The 16,679-nt window shown below is 68.8% G+C and carries 17 protein-coding genes; 7 read left to right on the top strand and 10 right to left on the bottom strand.

Translation table 11 applies throughout. The features are described 5' to 3' along the window. Window positions 1-33 precede the first annotated feature (33 nt). Window positions 34-729 (top strand): flagellar type III secretion system pore protein FliP, encoded by a 696-nt coding sequence (gene fliP / locus Q8R27_RS05920; RefSeq protein ID WP_305698141.1) that lies wholly within the window; start codon window positions 34-36, stop codon window positions 727-729. A 117-nt stretch (window positions 730-846) separates the two neighbouring features. On the opposite strand, the gene Q8R27_RS05915 is transcribed toward fliP, so the two are convergent. The 5 genes from Q8R27_RS05915 to Q8R27_RS05895 are packed head-to-tail and all read right to left on the bottom strand — an operon-like array spanning window position 847 to window position 6,887. Continuing rightward, entirely contained in the window at window positions 847-3,750 is a 2,904-nt protein-coding gene (locus tag Q8R27_RS05915) for an endoglucanase (RefSeq protein ID WP_305698138.1), read from the bottom strand. Between the two features lie 4 nt (window positions 3,751-3,754). Continuing rightward, a complete protein-coding gene (locus Q8R27_RS05910) occupies window positions 3,755-4,651 on the bottom strand; it encodes a MotE family protein (RefSeq protein WP_305698137.1) in 897 nt (298 codons plus the stop codon). Next, window positions 4,648-5,166 (bottom strand): DUF6468 domain-containing protein, encoded by a 519-nt coding sequence (locus tag Q8R27_RS05905; RefSeq protein ID WP_305698136.1) that lies wholly within the window; start codon window positions 5,164-5,166, stop codon window positions 4,648-4,650. Before Q8R27_RS05905 ends, Q8R27_RS05910 begins: the two co-directional genes overlap by 4 nt. Next, on the bottom strand, window positions 5,163-6,245 hold the full coding sequence (gene fliM / locus Q8R27_RS05900; protein WP_305698135.1) for a flagellar motor switch protein FliM: 1,083 nt from the start codon (window positions 6,243-6,245) through the stop codon (window positions 5,163-5,165). The genes Q8R27_RS05905 and fliM overlap by 4 nt, the downstream gene beginning before the upstream one ends. A 33-nt stretch (window positions 6,246-6,278) precedes the next feature. Then, complete coding sequence (locus Q8R27_RS05895) at window positions 6,279-6,887, bottom strand: flagellar basal body-associated FliL family protein (RefSeq protein WP_305698134.1); 609 nt, start codon at window positions 6,885-6,887, stop codon at window positions 6,279-6,281. Between the two features lie 225 nt (window positions 6,888-7,112). On the opposite strand from Q8R27_RS05895, the gene flgF reads away from it, so the two are divergent. The 5 genes from flgF to Q8R27_RS05870 all read left to right on the top strand — a co-directional run bounded on the left by flgF (window position 7,113) and on the right by Q8R27_RS05870 (window position 10,760). Then, entirely contained in the window at window positions 7,113-7,850 is a 738-nt protein-coding gene (flgF, locus tag Q8R27_RS05890) for a flagellar basal-body rod protein FlgF (RefSeq protein WP_305698133.1), read from the top strand. A 15-nt stretch (window positions 7,851-7,865) separates the two neighbouring features. Next, window positions 7,866-8,651 (top strand): flagellar basal-body rod protein FlgG, encoded by a 786-nt coding sequence (flgG, locus tag Q8R27_RS05885; protein WP_305698132.1) that lies wholly within the window; start codon window positions 7,866-7,868, stop codon window positions 8,649-8,651. Beyond that, entirely contained in the window at window positions 8,652-9,389 is a 738-nt protein-coding gene (flgA, locus tag Q8R27_RS05880; protein WP_305698131.1) for a flagellar basal body P-ring formation chaperone FlgA, read from the top strand. Between the two features lie 9 nt (window positions 9,390-9,398). Then, complete coding sequence (gene flgH, locus Q8R27_RS05875; RefSeq protein ID WP_305698130.1) at window positions 9,399-10,133, top strand: flagellar basal body L-ring protein FlgH; 735 nt, start codon at window positions 9,399-9,401, stop codon at window positions 10,131-10,133. A gap of 90 nt (window positions 10,134-10,223) precedes the next feature. Beyond that, window positions 10,224-10,760, top strand: a complete 537-nt coding sequence (locus Q8R27_RS05870) for a hemerythrin domain-containing protein (protein WP_305698129.1) — start codon at window positions 10,224-10,226, stop codon at window positions 10,758-10,760. Window positions 10,761-10,940: 180 nt separating this feature from the next. On the opposite strand, the gene dxs is transcribed toward Q8R27_RS05870, so the two are convergent. The 5 genes from dxs to Q8R27_RS05845 all read right to left on the bottom strand — a co-directional run bounded on the left by dxs (window position 10,941) and on the right by Q8R27_RS05845 (window position 15,693). Next, complete coding sequence (dxs, locus tag Q8R27_RS05865; RefSeq protein WP_305698128.1) at window positions 10,941-12,857, bottom strand: 1-deoxy-D-xylulose-5-phosphate synthase; 1,917 nt, start codon at window positions 12,855-12,857, stop codon at window positions 10,941-10,943. A gap of 26 nt (window positions 12,858-12,883) precedes the next feature. Then, window positions 12,884-13,765 carry a polyprenyl synthetase family protein gene (locus tag Q8R27_RS05860; RefSeq protein WP_305698127.1) on the bottom strand — a complete coding sequence of 294 codons (882 nt, stop codon included), beginning with the start codon at window positions 13,763-13,765 and terminating at the stop codon, window positions 12,884-12,886. Next, window positions 13,765-14,010, bottom strand: a complete 246-nt coding sequence (locus Q8R27_RS05855) for an exodeoxyribonuclease VII small subunit (RefSeq protein WP_305698126.1) — start codon at window positions 14,008-14,010, stop codon at window positions 13,765-13,767. The genes Q8R27_RS05860 and Q8R27_RS05855 overlap by 1 nt, the downstream gene beginning before the upstream one ends. A gap of 89 nt (window positions 14,011-14,099) precedes the next feature. Beyond that, window positions 14,100-14,717, bottom strand: coding sequence for a histidine phosphatase family protein (locus Q8R27_RS05850; protein ID WP_305698125.1), 618 nt, complete (start codon window positions 14,715-14,717; stop codon window positions 14,100-14,102). Between the two features lie 52 nt (window positions 14,718-14,769). Then, window positions 14,770-15,693: a histone deacetylase family protein gene (locus Q8R27_RS05845; RefSeq protein WP_305698124.1), complete on the bottom strand. Its 924-nt coding sequence runs from the start codon at window positions 15,691-15,693 to the stop codon at window positions 14,770-14,772. A 441-nt stretch (window positions 15,694-16,134) separates the two neighbouring features. Between Q8R27_RS05845 and Q8R27_RS05840 the strand changes: the two genes are divergently transcribed. Continuing rightward, window positions 16,135-16,632, top strand: a complete 498-nt coding sequence (locus Q8R27_RS05840) for a recombinase family protein (protein ID WP_305698123.1) — start codon at window positions 16,135-16,137, stop codon at window positions 16,630-16,632. Window positions 16,633-16,679: the final 47 nt, after the last annotated feature.

The following is a 16,679-nucleotide window of genomic DNA, read 5'->3' as shown; positions in this document are numbered from 1 at the left end:
GCCGTCACCACGCTGGCCAGCCTGATCTTCCCGATGGCCGCCGCCGCCCAGGCTCTGAACATAAATCTCGGCACCGGAGCCGGACTGACCGAGCGCGTCGTCCAGCTCATCGGGTTGATGACGGTGCTGTCGCTGGCGCCGTCGATCGTCATCATGACCACCTCGTTCGTGCGCATCGTGGTGGTTCTGTCGCTGCTTCGCACGGCGCTGGGCCTGCAGCAGAGCCCGCCCAACGCGGTGATCATCAGCCTGGCGCTGTTCCTCACCGCCATCGTCATGGGCCCGACCCTTCAGCGCTCCTACGACGACGGGATCAAGCCGCTGCTGGACCAGCAGATGGAGCTGCCCGCCGCCTTCGACGCCGCCGGCGCGCCGGTGAAGACCTTCATGCTGAGTCAGGTGGACCGTGAGGATCTGGCGCTGTTCGTGCGGCTGTCGAAGATCGAACGGCCCCGCACCATCGCCGACACCCCGATCCAGGTGGTGACGCCGGCGTTCATGATCTCGGAGCTGAAGCGCGCGTTCGAGATCGGTTTCCTGCTGTTCGTGCCGTTCCTGGTGATCGACCTGGTGGTGGCGAGCGTGCTGATGAGCATGGGCATGATGATGCTGCCCCCCGTGGTGGTGTCCCTGCCGTTCAAGCTGATCTTCTTCGTCCTGGTGGACGGATGGCGTCTGGTCTGCGGCAGCCTGGTGGAAAGCTTCCAGCGCGGCGCGGGCGGGGGTTGAGCCCTCACCCCGCTCACCCCGGCGAAAGCCGGGGCCCAAGCTGAGTCACGATTTGTGCGCCGACAGCCCGCTTGGGTCCCGACTTTCGCCGGGATGAGCGGTGTTGAGGGAAGCCGACTACCCCTTCGCCGGAGCCGGAGCAGCGGCCTGGGCCTGCTTCGCCGGAGCGGCGGGGAGCTTGGCCGGGGCCTGCTTGAAACGCTGCTTCATCTTGTCGACCCAGCCGGCGAAGGCTTCGTTGTCGGCGGTGATCCGGCCGAAGTCTCCGACGCTGAGCGGGCCGTCGCCCACGCCCGACAGCGCCACGCGCAGCGCCTCGGGATTGCGCGCCTGATCATAGAAGCCCCGATAGCGCTCGCGCATGCGCGCCAGCGAAGCGTCGTCGCCCGCCAAACTGTAGGCGACGCCGGCGCGCAGCAGGCGGCCCTCGTCCTCGGTCGACAGGGGTTCTGAATTCTTCCAGCGATCGCCCAGGGTCTTCTCGAACAGTCCGCCGGCGCCGGCCCAGTTCTTCTGGCGCCAGGTGATCTCGCCACGCAGCTCTTCGGCGTCGCGCGAGGCGTCCTTGCCGAGGATCTCCAGGGCCGAGTCATTGCGCCCCAGAGCGCTCCAGGCGCGCGCCTCAATCAGCCGCCGCTCGTTGTTGAGCGCGGTGGGCAGCACGGTGGTGCGGGAATTGTTGATCGCCTGAATCGCCTGCTCGGGCTTGCGGTCCATCAGGTAGATGAGCGCCAGATCCGTCGCCACCTGCGAGCGCGCCGGGCCTTCCAGACGATTGTCGGCCTGGTATTTCAGCAGCTCGGCCGCCTGGTCCAGCAGGTCGACGTCGACCAGTCTGCGCACCAGCTTGCGCACCATCAGGTCGCCGTCGGCGCCGATCGGAGTCAGCTCCTTGAAGTCGTAGAACAGCGCCAGCGCCTGCACAGGCTCGAGCCCGTCGGCCATTCCCTCCAGGAACAGCGCGCGGAAGGCGGCCGCGAGGTCGGCCTGCAGCTGCAGCGCCTCGGGCAGGTCCGGCAGCCGCTGGCCCGCCGAACGCAGCGCCTCCAGCGCCTCCCGGTAGCGTCCCTGGTCGAGATACAGCCGCCCCAGCAGGCGGATGGTCTCCAGCTCGGTTGCATCGCCCCGCCAGCGATAGCGCAGGCCGTCGAATACATTGGCCGCCTGCACGGGCGTGATCTTGCCGCTCTCCATGCGGATCTGTGTGGCGCGCAGCAGCGCCGGCGCCGAGAGTTGCTCAACCGGCGCGCGGCTGATCGCGGTGTAGATGCGCAAGGCCCGGTCCTTGAACCCCTGGGCCTCTACGACGCGGGCCTGCACCAGGCGGGTGGCCAGGACTTCGAGCGAGTCCGGTGGGTCCATCATCGCGAGGTTGATCCGGGCCGTCGCTCCGTCCAGGTCGCCCAGCGCCAGGGCCGCTTGGGCGTCGGCGGTGGCGAACCGGGCCTTCCACATCGGCGTGAACATGCTGAACGCCTGGGCGCCGACCGCGAACTGCTGGCGCACCTCCGGCCACTGGGCGAGCTGGGCGGCGGCGTAGGCGCGCCAAAGGCCGCTAGACGGATCGTCGGCCAGCACCGGCGAGGAGAAGTCGGCCTGGGCCTCTTTGTAGCGGCGGGCCATCACCCGGGCGATGCCGCGCAGGCCGCGGAATTCCGGGTCGTCCATCAACCCGGGTTTGGCGCGGGCCGCGTCGTTAAGCACGCCGATCGCCTCGAACGACAGTTCGCTGCCGACCAGGAAGCGGGCGAGCGCCATGCGTGCGTCGGTCGGCGCGTCGCGCCCTGCCCCGCTCTCGTCGGTAGCCGCGCTGAGCAGGGCGTTGTAACGGGCGAGGAAGCCGCCGGAGCCGGTCTTGGCCCAGTCGGCGCCGATCATCGCCGGCATGGCGGCGGGTTGCGGCGCGCCGAGGCCGGCGGAGGCCTCGTGCTGGCGCGACGCCCAGGCGGGCGACAGGCTCAGACCCCGGGGTCGGCCGATACGCAGGATGTCGCCGTCGCGGGCGACCATCAGGTCCTCGACGTAGGACTCCACCGCCAAGCCCTGCATCGACGGCAGCAGCGCCATCTGCACGTACTCGCGGCGTGACGGCAGGCCCTTGCTAGGACCAAGAGCGGTGGCCACGGTCAGGGTGTCGCCGGCGCCCGGATCGGGCAACTGGATGATCCGCGTGACCCCGGCCAGCGGCGCTTTCAGCGCGGCGGGGCCGCCGGCTTCGTCGCGGGTGACACGCACCAGGGACTGCTCGCCATGCGCGCCGGGCCCGAAGGCGATGCTCCACACCGGCCCCTGGGCGCTGGCGAACACCGGTGTGCCGGTCGGCGAAGTGATGCGCAGGGCGGCATAATCCGCCCCGCGATAGGTCTGGATGGACGAGGCTTCGCGCACGCCGCGCGGCGCCTGGGCGATGTCGAGCGAGGCCGGCGCGTCGAACACCACCCACACCGCCTCACCGCGACGGAATACCGCCGCGCCGGCAGGCCGGGCGAACGGGAAGCTAAGCACCGTCTGGCCGTTGGCGACCTTGGCGTCCATCTTCACCACGCCGCCGGGCGGCAGCGGGTCGGGACGGTTGGGCTCCGGATCGGCAGGCGGGGCCGCTAGAGCGTCGGCCGCGGCCTGCTCGGCCGGATCGGGGGCCTTGCGTTCGAAGACGTTGACGTAGGTCGCGCCGTCGGCGGTCCCGACCTTGGCCTCGGCGTCCTTGGCCAGCGTCAGGACGATCTGCAGCCGGCCGCCGGTGTGCGCGGCGCGGGCGGACTCGACCCAACGCGGCGGGTCGACCTTGAGCCTGGCGATGTCCGGATCGGCGTCACGGTTGAAGGTCAGGATCAGCGTCTGGCCGTCCTGGCGCGCGGCGACGGACGCGCCCCGGAACTCGATGCGCGAGAAGGTCTTGGCCTCAGCCACGCGGACCTCGACGCCGGCGCGCGCAGGCGGCGGGGCGGCGCCCGCCGGCGCGGCGACCGCGCCGATGGAGATCGCCACGACGCCGGAGCGCAGAGCCTGACGCAGCCGCATCGCCTCAGCCCGCCTTGGGCGCCGGCGACGCGGCAGGCGCTGTGTCCTTCGCCGGCGTGGGCGCGGGCGCGGCGGCGGCCTGGGCCGCCGGCGGGGCGGCCTTGCGCGCGGGTGCCTTGGCCGCGGCCTTGGCGGGAGGCGCAGCAGGCGTGGCGGCAGGTGCGGCGGCGGCGACCCCGGCGCTCGCCTTTGCGCGAGCGTCGGTGAACCGTTTGGCCAGGGACTCGGTCAGCCGCTTGGCCTCGGCCGGCGGCATCTGGGCGAGGATCGCCGACAGCGCGCGCTCCTTCATCTTGGCGGCGATCGGCAGACGCACAGCGTCGTCGATCAGCACCATGCGCGGCGCGGCGTCCTTGGCCTTCATGCCCTCGAACACCTTCACCAGCCGGTCGATCTCGGCCTGTTCCTTCGTATCGGCCTGATTGAGCAGGCCGTTGATGTCGCCTTTCAGCCCGTTCAGCGCCTTGATCTTGGCGTCCAGCTTGCTCTCAGCCGCCGCCAGCAGGGCGAGTTGCACATCGAGCTGCTGCTCGCGGCTGTCGAGCTGGCCGCGACGCGCGCCCAGGCTCTGCAGCACCTGCAGCTCGGCGGGCGACAGTCCGGCTTCCTTGGCGAGTTCGGCCGCGGTGGGCGCGCAGACCGCCCCAGGCTTGATGCTCGCCGGCGGCAAGGCCGCCTTGGCCGCGACATCCTTGGCGGCGTCCGCAGCCGCGTCGGCCGCCTCGGCCTTCGCCTTCGGATCGGCCTTGGCGCCCTTCTCGGGTTTGGCGGCCTGCTCGGCGAACGCCTTGGCGCCGCTCAGAAGGTCCGGCAGGTCGCGCGCGCCCGAAAGCGCGTTGATGGCCAGCACGCCGCCTATCGCGATGCCGGCCAGCGGCAGGATGCGGGGAATGGGCTTCATTGACGGCCTCGCAGGGGGCTGCGGCTACTTGCGGGTTCGAACAGGTCGTCGTCGAGCTGGGCGACCCCGCGGGCCAGCGCCTGCTCGCGGCTGATCGGCAGGTCGGCGACACGAGCCAGCCGGGGTTTGCCCTGCCGGGCCGCCGACAGGAGCGCGCCCAAACGGCCCTCGCTGCTGCGTTCGACGGCGATGTTGAGTTCCAGCGGTGTCTCGTCGCGCGCGGGCGCGCCCTGCGGCGCCTGGGCGGTCAGGCGCTCCAGCTTGGCGGTGAGCGCACGCGCCTTGTCGATCCGGTCGGCCAGGGCCTCAGTCGCTTCGTCGGTGGCGGCGCGCAGGCTGGCCAGACCCGTCTCGGCGCGGCGCGCGGCCTGATCCAGTTCGGCCACGGCCTTGGCGAAGCCCTCTTGGCTGTCGCGCAGCGCGCGCAGGCGGCGGTTAAGGCGCCATCCCAGCACCAGGCTCGCAGCCAGCAGGCTGGCCAGCAGCAGGTTCAGTCCGATGGCGATGATGCTCATTTCGACCTCTGGATGGCTTCACGCGCGCTGGACGTCAGCGGCGCCTCGACGCGGATGGCGATGCTCTGGTTGCGGCGGCCCATGCGGCCATGCGTCAGCGGCACGGAGCCTGCGCGCAGCTCGATCAGGCTGTCGGGAGTGGCGTTCAGCAAGACGGTCTGGCCAACCTGCAGGTTCAGCACTTCCTTGAGGCTGATCTGCTTTTCGTCCAGCACGGCGCGGACCTCGAGTTTGGTCGACCACAGCTCGGTGGCCAGGTGGCCTTCCCAGATGTTGTCGCGCCCGAACTTCTCGCCCATGAACTGCTGCAGCAGCATCTTGCGGATCGGTTCGAGCGTCGCATACGGCAGCAGCAGCTCGATGCGTCCGCCGCGGTCTTCCATGTCGATACGCAGCTTGACCAGGATGGCGGCGTTGGCCGGCCGGGCGATGGCGGCGAAGCGCGGGTTGGTCTCCAGCCGGTCGAGAGTGAAGTTCACAGGCGTCAGCGGCTCGAAGGCGGCGCGCGCGTCGGCCAGCACCACCTCGACCATCCGCTGCACCAGCACGCGTTCGATGGTGGTGTAGGGGCGGCCCTCGATGCGCATGGCGGCGGTGCCGCGGCGCCCGCCCAACAGCACATCGACGATCGAATAGATCAGGTTCGAATCCACGGTCAGCAGACCGTAGTTTTCCAGCTCCTCGGCTTTGAACACTGAGAGGATGGCCGGCAGCGGGATGGAGTTGAGGTAGTCGCCGAAGCGGATCGACGAGATATTGTCGAGGCTCACCTCGACGTTATCGGAGGTGAAGTTGCGCAAGGACGTCGTCATGTACCGCACCAGGCGGTCGAAGACGATCTCCAGCATCGGCAGGCGTTCGTACGAGACCAGCGCCGAATTGATGATCGCCCGGATACCTGTACGCTCGGCCGCTTCGTCGTCGGACAGGTCGAAGCCCAGCAGGCTGTCGATCTCGTCCTGGTTCAGGATGCGCTCGCCCGCGCCGTTGTCGTCGGCTTCGGCGTTCTCCCACGCGCTCGGCTCCGCACCGTCGGCTGTGGTGATGTCGGCGTCGTCGATGTCGGTGTTCTCGGCCATGCGTGTTCGCCGCCCAGGCGCCCTTTCGGGCCCCTAGTTGATCAGCATCTCCTCGATGAGCACGGCGTTCGCCTTGCCGGGCGCGATCACCAGATTGACGCGGCGCAGGATCTCCATGCGCAGCTGGTAGCTGCCCTGGCTGCCCGACAGGTCCTCGGGCCGCAGCTCGCGCAGGAAGGTCTGGAACATGTCCTGCAGCCTCGGCATGTTCGGATCGAGTTCGTCGACGGTTTCCTGGTCGGGGAGCTCCAGGGTCAGCTTGAGCTTCAGGAACGTGGGCCGCCCCTCGGCGGTCTGCATGTTCACCACCACGTCGGGCAGGGTGTAGAACAGCACGCCGTCGGGGCCTTCCTTGACCTCCGCGCCGCCGCCCTCGCCCTTCTTCTCGCCGTGGCCGCCCTTCTCTTTGTCTTTTTTCTTGTCCTTGCCGTGCTTCTTCGCGTCCTCGGCATGGGCCGCGTCGGGCTTGGGCTTGAGGAATACGAACGCCGCCGTGCCCCCGCCGCCCAGCACCACCAGGGCGGCCGCGCCGGCGATGATCAGCATCTTCAGCGGCAGCTTCTTTTTGCCAGGCGCAGCCTCGCCGTCCTCCCCCTCGGGGGCGGCCTCTTCCGGGGCTTCCTTGACCTTGTCCTTGGCCACGCGCGCGTTCCTTAGATTCTTGGCTCCTCCCCAATCGACCCTGCTTGGTTAAGGATCGGTTTTTAACGGACGTTAACGTGCGCCCTGACTTGCCCGGCAAATTCGGCCGAGCGGCGCGAATTAACCTTCTTTCAGACTGTTTTCATTGATCTTTCGGGTTGGCCCGAAGGTTGCAGGCGTTCGACTTGTGAAAGTGTCGCAGCTTACCCTCAGCCAGGCCTAACGATGGACAACGCGCTCTATGTCGGACTCTCGCGGCAGATGCTGCTGCGACGCGAGCTCGACATCACCGCCAACAACATCGCCAACATGGACACCACCGGCTTCAAGGTGGAGAGCCTGATGGCCAAGACCGAGCCCCGCGCCCCGGCGGTCACCGCCCAAGGGCCGCGGCCGGTGAAATTCGTCATGGCCGACGGCGTGGCGCGCGATTTCACCCAGGGCTCGCTGCGCCAGACGGGCGGCAGTTTTGACCTGGCGATCGAAGGCCGCGGCTTCTTCAAGATCTCCACGGCCGACGGCGAACGCTACACCCGCGACGGCCGCTTCATGCTCGACGACCGCGGACGCATCGTCACCCAGCAGGGCGACGCCCTGTTGGACGAAGGCGGCGGCGAGATCGTCGTCGATCCGCAGAAGGGCCTGATGACCATCGCCTCCGACGGCGCGATGAGCCAGGGCGCCGAGCGCGTCGGCAAGGTCGGCGCGGTGTCCTTCGACGACCTCTCGGTGCTTGAGAAGGTCGGCGACAACCTGCTGAAGAACAACTCGAACCTCCAGCCCCAGGCGGCGACTGACGCCAAGGTGCGCCAGGGCATGCTCGAAGCCTCCAACGTCAAACCCGTCATCGAGATGAACCGGCTGATCGAGATCAGCCGCGCCTATGAGTCCATCACCCGGATGATGGAGAACGAAGCCGAACTGTCCCGCCGCTCGGTCGAGCGGATGGGCCGGATCCAGTAAGGAAAGTCAAAGTTCATGCAGGCTCTTCGCACCGCAGCCACGGGCATGGCCGCCCAGCAACTGAACGTCGAGGTCATCTCGAACAACATCGCCAACATGAATACGATCGGCTTCAAGCGTCAGCGGGCCGAGTTCCAGGACCTGCTGTACCAGACGCTGGAGACGCCGGGCGCGCAGTCGTCGGACCAGGGCACCATCGTGCCGACCGGCGTGCAGGTGGGCGGCGGCGTGAAGGCCGGCTCGGTCTACCGGATCACCACCCAGGGTTCGATGACCCGCACCGACAACCAGTACGACCTGGCGATCAATGGCCGCGGCTTCCTGCAGGTGCAGATGCCGTCCGGTGAGATCGCCTACACCCGCGCCGGCAACCTCTCGACCAACGACCAGGGACAGCTCGTCACCGAGGACGGCTATCTGATCGAGCCGGCCATCACCGTGCCATCGGACGCGACCGCCGTGTCGATCTCCAAGGATGGACAGGTCCAGGCCATCCAGGCAGGGCAGACCGCGCCCCAGGTGGTCGGCCAGATCGAGCTGGCGACCTTCGTCAATGAAGCCGGCCTCGACGCCCTGGGCGACAACCTGTTCCATGAGACGGCCGCGTCCGGTCCGGCCACTACCGGATCGCCCGGGACCGCCGGCATCGGCACTCTGCTGCAGGGTTATACCGAGGCCTCAAACGTCGATTCCGTGTCCGAGATCAGCGCCCTGATCATCGCCCAGCGGGCTTACGAGATGAATTCCAAGGTGATCTCCACCGCCGACGAGATGCTGTCGGTTTCGAGCCAGATCAAATAGATGACCCGCGCTCTTATCCTCACCGCAGCGCTCGCGTTGGTCGCCGGCCAGGCCTTCGCCGGCCAGGCGGTCAGCCTGCGCACCGACCCACTCGACGACGACGGCGTCGTCACCCTGGGCGAACTGTTCGAGGGCGCGGGCGCCGCGGCCAAGACGCCCGTGGCCGGCAAGCCGGGCGCCTCGGTGACGCTCGACGCCTTCGCCGTGCAAGGCGCCGCCCGTCGCGCCGGCCTCGACTGGGCCAACGCCGAGGGCTACCGACGCATCGTCGTGCGCTCCGGCGCGACCGCGCAGTCGTCGGCGGCCAAAGGCGGCGTCGATGTGCTGACCTACGCCCGCAACTTCAACGCCGGCGACGTCGTACAGCCGCAGGACCTGGTGTGGGGCAAGGCCGTCTCCGCCAGGGCCGGCGCGCCGGCCGACCCGGCCGCGGTGATCGGCATGGCCGCACGCAGGCCGTTGCGCGCCGGCGCCCTGGTCTCCACCCGCGACCTCGCCGCGGCCCTGGTGATCAAGGCCGGCGACACCGTCACCGTGGCTTACGAGAACGGCGGCATATCCCTGTCGCTGATCGGAAAGGCGACCGCCCAAGGCGGCGTCGGCGACACCGTCTCGATCCTCAACCCGGCGTCGAAGAAGGTGATCCAGGCCGTCGCCACCGGTCCAGGACAAGCCGTGGTCGGCCCCGCCGCTGACGATTTCCGCGCCCAGCGCGCACCCCAGTACGCCCTGCGTTAGAGGCACATCATGCGTCTTTCCCTGCTCGCCCTCCTCGCCATCGCACCGCTCGCCGCCTGCACCACCGTGACCGAGGCGGTGCGTGGCCCCGAACTCGCCCCCGTCGGCTATCCCGCGGCCCTGGTGCCTCGGAACCAGGAGGTGATCCTGGCCTCGGCCCGCGATCCAGGCCCATCACCCGCCGGCCCCAACTCGCTGTGGCGCGCCGGTGCGCGCGCCTTCTTCATCGACCAGCGCGCCAGCCGGGTCGGCGACATCCTGACCGTGCAGATCGATATCGACGACAGCGCCAAGACGTCGAACTCCACCTCGAGCTCGCGCACGTCCGAGGTCAACGCCGGCGTCAGCAACTTCTTCGGCCTGGAATCCAGCCTCGGCCGGGTGTTCCCTGGCGGATTCGATCCGGCGAACGCGGTGGGCGCGGGTTCGAACTCGTCCAACGCCGGCTCGGGCGCGGTGACGCGCTCGGAGAAGATCAGCCTGACCATCGCCGCGGTTGTCAGCGCGGTGCTGCCCAACGGCAACATGGTGATCCAAGGCACCCAGGAAGTGCGCACCAACGCAGAGCTGCGCCAGCTCACCGTGGCCGGCATCGTGCGACCTGAGGACATCACCTCGTCCAACACCATCCGCCACACCCAGATCGCCGAAGCGCGGATCAGCTACGGTGGTCGTGGCGACATCAGCCGGGTGCAGAAAACGCCCGCAGGCCAGTCGCTCGTCGAGCGTTTCACGCCCTTCTGAGGACCTACGGAACCGCCTCCGCAGGCGGGTGTTTGCAAGGCTTACGCGCCACGGGGCGCATGCAAGCATCTGCCGAGGGAGGCACTATCCATGGCGACTTCCGCCACCACCGCCAAGACTAAAGCCGCGAAGACGACCGCGCGCCGCACGCGCCGGACCGGTCAGCGCGACCCGCTGGCCATCACCCTGCTGAAGGCCGACCACCGCGAGGTCGACGCCTGGTTCGACGAGTACGAACAGCTTGAGGCCGACGCCGAAAAGCTGGCGTTGTTCAACAAGATCGCGCTGGCCCTGAAAGTGCACACGCGCATCGAGGAAGAGATCTTCTACCCCGAGGAACGCGGCGCGGTCGAAGACGACATGCTGGACGAGGCCTACGTCGAGCACGACGGCGCCAAAAAGCTGATCGCCGAGATCGAGGCGATGAAGCCGTCCGACGAGTACTACGACGCCAAGGTCAAGGTGCTCGGCGAGTACATCAAGCACCACGTCAAGGAAGAGGAACAGCCGGGCGGCATCTTCGCCCAGGCCAAGAAGGGCGACGAGGATCTCGACGCCATGGGCGAACGCATGAAGGCCCGCAAGCAAGAGCTGATGGCCGAGATGGCCAAGCCCAAAGCGAACTAGATGCGCTCCGCGGCCCCTTCTTTCCTTGCGGGAGAAGGTGGCCTGCGGATGCAAGCCGGATGAGGGGTCGAAAGCCGTCTGCGGCTAGCTTGCCGCTTCGGAAACTCTGAGCTCTAGAGACCCCTTCACCGACCCTTTCGCAGCCACTGCTCGCGCAAGGCAGAAGGACGCGGGAAGTCCCTAAGCCCGACGTCCCGCCGCGGCGACGTTGTCGATACCTAGCGCGACCAGTGCGGTAGCCACGATGCCTTCGGCGTCGAGGCCGGCCTCGGCGTACATCACCTCCGGCTTGTCGTGTTCCTGGAAGACGTCCGGCAGAACCAAAGTGCGGACCCGCAAGCCGCGATCCAGAGCGCCATGCGTGGCCAGCGCCTGCAGCACGAAGGCCCCGAAGCCGCCCATCGCGCCTTCCTCGACGGTGATCAAGGCCTCGTGCTCCCGGGCCAGGCGCAGGATCAGGTCAACATCCAGCGGCTTGGCGAAGCGTGCGTCGGCGACCGTGGCCGACAGCCCGCGCGCGGCCAGCATATCGGCCGCCTTCAAGGTCTCACCCAGGCGGGCGCCGAACGAAAGGATGGCCACCGCCGTTCCTTCGCGCACGATACGCCCGCGACCGATCTCCAGCGGCTCGGCGATGTCGGGCATGGCGACGCCCAGACCTTCGCCGCGCGGATAGCGGAAGGCGCTCGGCCGGTCGTCGATGGCGACCGCCGTGGCGACCATGCGGGCCAGCTCCGCCTCGTCGGCGGCGGCCATCAGCACCATGCCGGGCAGCGCGCCCATGAAGCCGATGTCGAAGGAGCCCGCGTGCGTCGGCCCGTCCGCGCCCACGAGCCCTGCACGGTCCATGGCGAAACGCACCGGCAGGCGCTGGATCGCCACGTCGTGGACCACCTGATCGTAACCGCGCTGCAGGAAGGTCGAATAGATCGCCGCGAACGGCTTCATGCCGTCGGCGGCCAAACCGGCGGCGAAGGTCACCGCGTGTTGCTCGGCGATGCCGACGTCGAATGTGCGCTCGGGAAAGCGCTGGCCGAACAGGTCGAGCCCGGTGCCCGAGGGCATGGCCGCAGTGATCGCCACGATCTTCGGGTCGCGCTCGGCCTGCTTGATCAGTTCCTGGGCGAACACCTTGGTGTAACTGGGCGCCGTCGCCTGGCCGCGGGCCTGCTGGCCGGTGACCACGTCGAAACGGGCCACCGCGTGGTGCTTGTCCTCAGCGCTCTCGGCCGGCGCGTAGCCCTTGCCTTTCTGGGTGACCACATGGACCAGCACCGGGCGGTCGGCGATCTCGCGCGCGTTCTTCAGCACATGGACCAGCGCGTCCATGTCGTGGCCGTCGATCGGGCCCACGTAAAAGAAGCCGAGCTCCTCGAAGAAGGTGCCGCCGGTGACCATGCCGCGGGCGTATTCCTCGGCCTTGCGGGCCGCCTCCTTCAGCGGCTTGGGCAGGGCGCCGGCGACCGACTTGCCGAGCTTGCGGATCGAACGATAGCCGCCGCCGGACACCAGCCTCGCCATATAGGCGCTCATGCCGCCGACCGGCGGGGCGATCGACATGTCGTTGTCGTTCAGCACCACGATCAGTTGCTTGGTGGTCTCCGCGGCGTTGTTCATCGCCTCATAGGCCATGCCGGCGCTCATCGAGCCGTCGCCGATCACCGCCACAACCTTGTTGTCGCGGCCTTCGCGGTCGCGCGCCGCGCAGAAGCCGAGCGCCGCGGAGATCGAGGTCGCCGCGTGCGCCGCGCCGAACGGGTCGTATTCGCTCTCCACGCGCCGGGTGAAGCCCGAAAGCCCCCCCGCCTGACGCAGGGTGTGCATGCGGTCACGCCGCCCGGTGAGGATCTTGTGCGGATAGGCCTGATGGCCGACGTCCCAGATAAGGATGTCGCGGGGCGTCTCGAACACGTGGTGCAGCGCCACGGTCAGCTCGACCACGCCAAGGCCCGCGCCCAGGTGCCCGCCGGTCTGAGAGACCGCGTCGATGGTCTCGGCGCGCACCTCGTCAGCGAGTTGGCGAAGTTGCGCCACGGAGAAGGCGCGGGTGTCCGCAGGCGTCGCCACGGTGTCGAGCAGGGGTGTCACTGGAGCCATGGGCGGGAGGCAAACCGGCTTTTGATTCAGTTGCGGCGCTCTAACACGAAATCAACCGCTTCCCGCAGGAATTCGGCCCGTTCGCGGAAGGGATCGAGGTGGGCCTTGGTCTGTTCGGTCAATAACGCAAGGCGGTCACGAGCGGCTTCCGCGCCCAACAGGGTGACGTAGTTGACCTTGCCCTTGGCGGCGTCCTTGCCGGTGCGCTTGCCCAGGTCGGCTTCCTGACCTTCCAGGTCGAGAAGATCATCGACGATCTGATAGGCGAGCCCGAGGTCCTGGGCGAAGCCCATCAGCGCGTGCCGCTCGCCCTCTCCTGCCCGCGCCATCACCAGGGGGAGCTCAAACGCGCAGGCGATCAGCGCCCCGGTCTTCAGCCGTTGCATGCGCGCCACCGTGCCGAGGTCGTCACGGACGCCCAGCAGGTCGATCATCTGGCCGCCGCACATGCCCCGCGCGCCGGCGGCCTGGGCGAGGCGCACGACCATCTCTGCGCGCACCGCCCCGTCGCTGTGAGTGTCGGGGTGGGCGAGGATCTCGAAAGCGGCGCTTTGCAGCGCGTCGCCGGCGAGGATGGCGGTGGCCTCGTCATAGGCGCGGTGCACCGTCGGCTGGCCGTGGCGCAGATCGTCGTCATCCATGGCCGGCAGATCGTCGTGGATCATGCTGTAGGCGTGCACGCACTCCAGTGCGCAGGCGGCCCGCAGCACAGAGCGTGCGTCCAGCTCGAACATCTTTCCGGTCTCGATGGAGAAGAACGGGCGCAACCGCTTGCCGGCCCCCAGCGCCGCATAGCGCATCGCCTCGGTCAGCCGCGATTCCGGACCATCCGCGCGCGGCAGCAGCTCGTCGAGGGCGACGGTGACCAGATCGGCGGCTTCGGCGACCCGCTGCTTCACCGACGCCATCAGTTGAACTCGGCCGGCTCGACGCCAGGCGCGGACCCCTGCGCGCCGACCACGATCTTCTCGACGCGCAAGCGCGCGGCCGCCAGGCGTTCCTCGCAGTGGGCTTTCAGGGCCGCGCCGCGCTCATACATTTCGATGGAGCGCTCCAGGGGCGCCTGGCCGGATTCCAGCTCAGCGACGATGCGTTCCAGTTCGGCCAGCGCCTGCTCGAACGACAGGGTTGCGATGTCCGCGACGTCGGCCATGGGGATCCTCTTGAGCGTTCTTCATTCCTAGTGAGCGCGGCGAAGGCCCGCAACGCCCCAGGCGCACGCCGGCGCGCCGATCGGCGGCCTCAGGCGCGATGAAAGCGGCGCATCGACCAGTATTTGTAGCCCTGGCTGGCCGCCAGCCTCCAACCGCGCCGCTTCAGCGCGCGGCCGATCATGAAGTTGAAGAAACCGTGGGCGATCACCGCGACGTCCTGGCCGGAGGCGGTCGTCTCGATCAGCCTCGCCGCGGCGCGATCGGCGCGCCCTTCGGCCTCGCGGCGGGTCTCCGCACCCTCGTGGTGATTGAAGAACCACCACCAGAACCGCGCCATGAATCCCCAGATTCTCGGCGACAGGCGGACGAACGCCAGCAGCCTGGGCGGAGGCAGCGGCGCTTCGATTAGCATTGGGTCGCGGACGAACGTATCGCCGCCGGTCAGCGCCTGGGCGCTCTCGATAGAGCGCAGGCGTGTGGAGGAGATCACCGATCCGGCCGCGGCGACGATGCCGACCAGTTCGGCGGGCGGCGTCTGGCCTGGCAGCAGGCCTAGCACCTCGTACTGAGCCCAGAACTTGCGGTAGCCCTCGGCGTTGAGCAGCACCTTGCGCGACAGGGCTGGCTCGCCGTGACGGATCAGGGTGATCGACCCCTGTCGGGCCGCGGCGTTGGCGGGCGGCTCGGCGGTCAAAGTGTGAGCCATCTCATCTGAAAAGGCGCCGGGCGCATCCCATTCAGGGCGCCCGTCTCCCGTCCTACCCCTCCGACAGAGCCCGCACATGCGCGACGGCAGAGCGGCCCAGAGCCTCAAGGTCGTACCCGCCCTCGAGCGAGGAGACAACCCGGCCGCGTGAACGCGCCCTGGCTACTGACATGATCGCGCGCGTCGCCCAGCCGAAATCCTCCGCCTCGAGCTGCTGCTCGGCGGCGGTCGGGTCGCGCACATGGGCGTCGAAACCGGCCGAGACGAGAATCAGGTCAGGGCCGAAAGCGTCGACCTGGTCGATCAGACCGGAGAAGGCTTCACGCCAGGCCTCGCGGGTCGCGCCAGGGGCGACGACGGCGTTGGCGATGTTGTCGGCCGCGGTCTGCGACGGATGCCCGCTGCCCGGCCACAACGGCCATTGTTGCAGCGAGGCGAGGAACAGGCCCGGCCGACCCTCGAACGCCGTCTGGGTGCCATTGCCGTGGTGGACGTCGAAGTCGACCACCGCCACGCGCTTCAGACCCGCCGCCTGCGCAGCATGCGCCGCCACCGCGACGTTTGAGAAGATGCAGAAACCCATGGGCACGGCCGGCTCGGCATGGTGCCCAGGGGGTCGCACCGCGCAGAACGCCCGCTCGGCCTGGCCGGATGCGACCGCGCGCGTCGCCGCCACCACTGCGCCGGCCGCGCGCCGCGCCGCCGACAGGCTGCCGGGCGACATGAAGGTGTCGGCGTCTAGCATCAGCCGCCCGGACGCAGGGGCGGCCCCGACGATCGCCTCGACGTAGCGCGGGTCGTGCACGCGGGCGAGATCGGCCGCCTCGATCAGCGGCGCGTCGAAAGCTTCGAGATCGAGGTCGGAGGCGTCGTCGAGCGCGTCAATCACCGCGCGCAGCCGCTCTGGCCGCTCGGGGTGGCCTGCCCCAGGTCGATGGTCGAACATGTCCGCGTGGGTATAGAGCGCGACGGTCATGTCCCCTTCTAGCGTATCGGCGCTGAAATGCCGCCAGGATCCGCTGTTCGCCCGGCGTTGCGGCGAAAGCCCGCGCCCGCACCTGCGACGAATTGGCGCGGAACACGTAAGGCGGGAGCCTCGTGCGGCGCCTGGCGGGCGCTGGGGTCGGCGTTGTTCAGTGTCCGAAACGATCGCCCGGCGCGACGCTAGGCGGTCCGATCAGGTGGGGCGTTCAAGCTAAGCTATAAGAATCTTTGGGATTTCAGGCCGCGTTGGCGCCCCGGCGTAAACCGCTGGTTGATCGCGCGCGGACCCGCCGGACGCCGGTCGGTAGCAGGACCGCCGAAAGCCGGCTCGGCGACCGCAGAGATTATTGCGGCGATTTAACATTCTGCGCTTTGACTAACGGGGTTCCTTTTGAGAGCTTCCCCGCCCGTAAGGCGACAGGATCCCCGAGGGATGCTCAGAATCGGCTACGTCAAACTGCGTGACTCGCACTCAATGGCCCACACCCAGGCGTTGAAGGCGATGGGTTGTCATGTCGTGCGCGCTGGCGAAGCCGCCGGTCCCGGCAAGGACGACTCAGCCGTCCTCAGCTCGATTTTGGATTTCGTCGGCGAGGGCGACGAACTGGTGGTGATCCGGCTCGAGCACCTGGCCCACTGTTCGCGCAGCGCGCTCGACGTCATCGACCGGCTTGAGAGCAAGGGCGCGACCCTGTTCGTCGCCGAACCGGAGATCTCCAGCATCGGCGAGGGCGGCCGCGCCTTGCGCGCAGCGCTGCAGGCGGTCGCCGCGGTCGAGGCTCCCGTGGCCCTTCGCAAGCGCCGGGGCGCGGCCTCGGCCAACGACATCGTGGCGCTGCAGGAGGCGGGCGTCGGGCCTGTGGAGATCGCGCGGCGGCTTGGCGTTTCGCGCATGACCGTTTGGCGCAAGCTGCGGGCCATCGAAGCCTGACGCGCTGCGCGCCCACGCGCACGACTATGGACATGCGCCTGGCGCGG

This window comes from Phenylobacterium sp., from assembly GCF_030697305.1.
Classification (GTDB): domain Bacteria; phylum Pseudomonadota; class Alphaproteobacteria; order Caulobacterales; family Caulobacteraceae; genus Phenylobacterium.
This window is presented reverse-complemented; position numbering and strand designations above follow the sequence as displayed.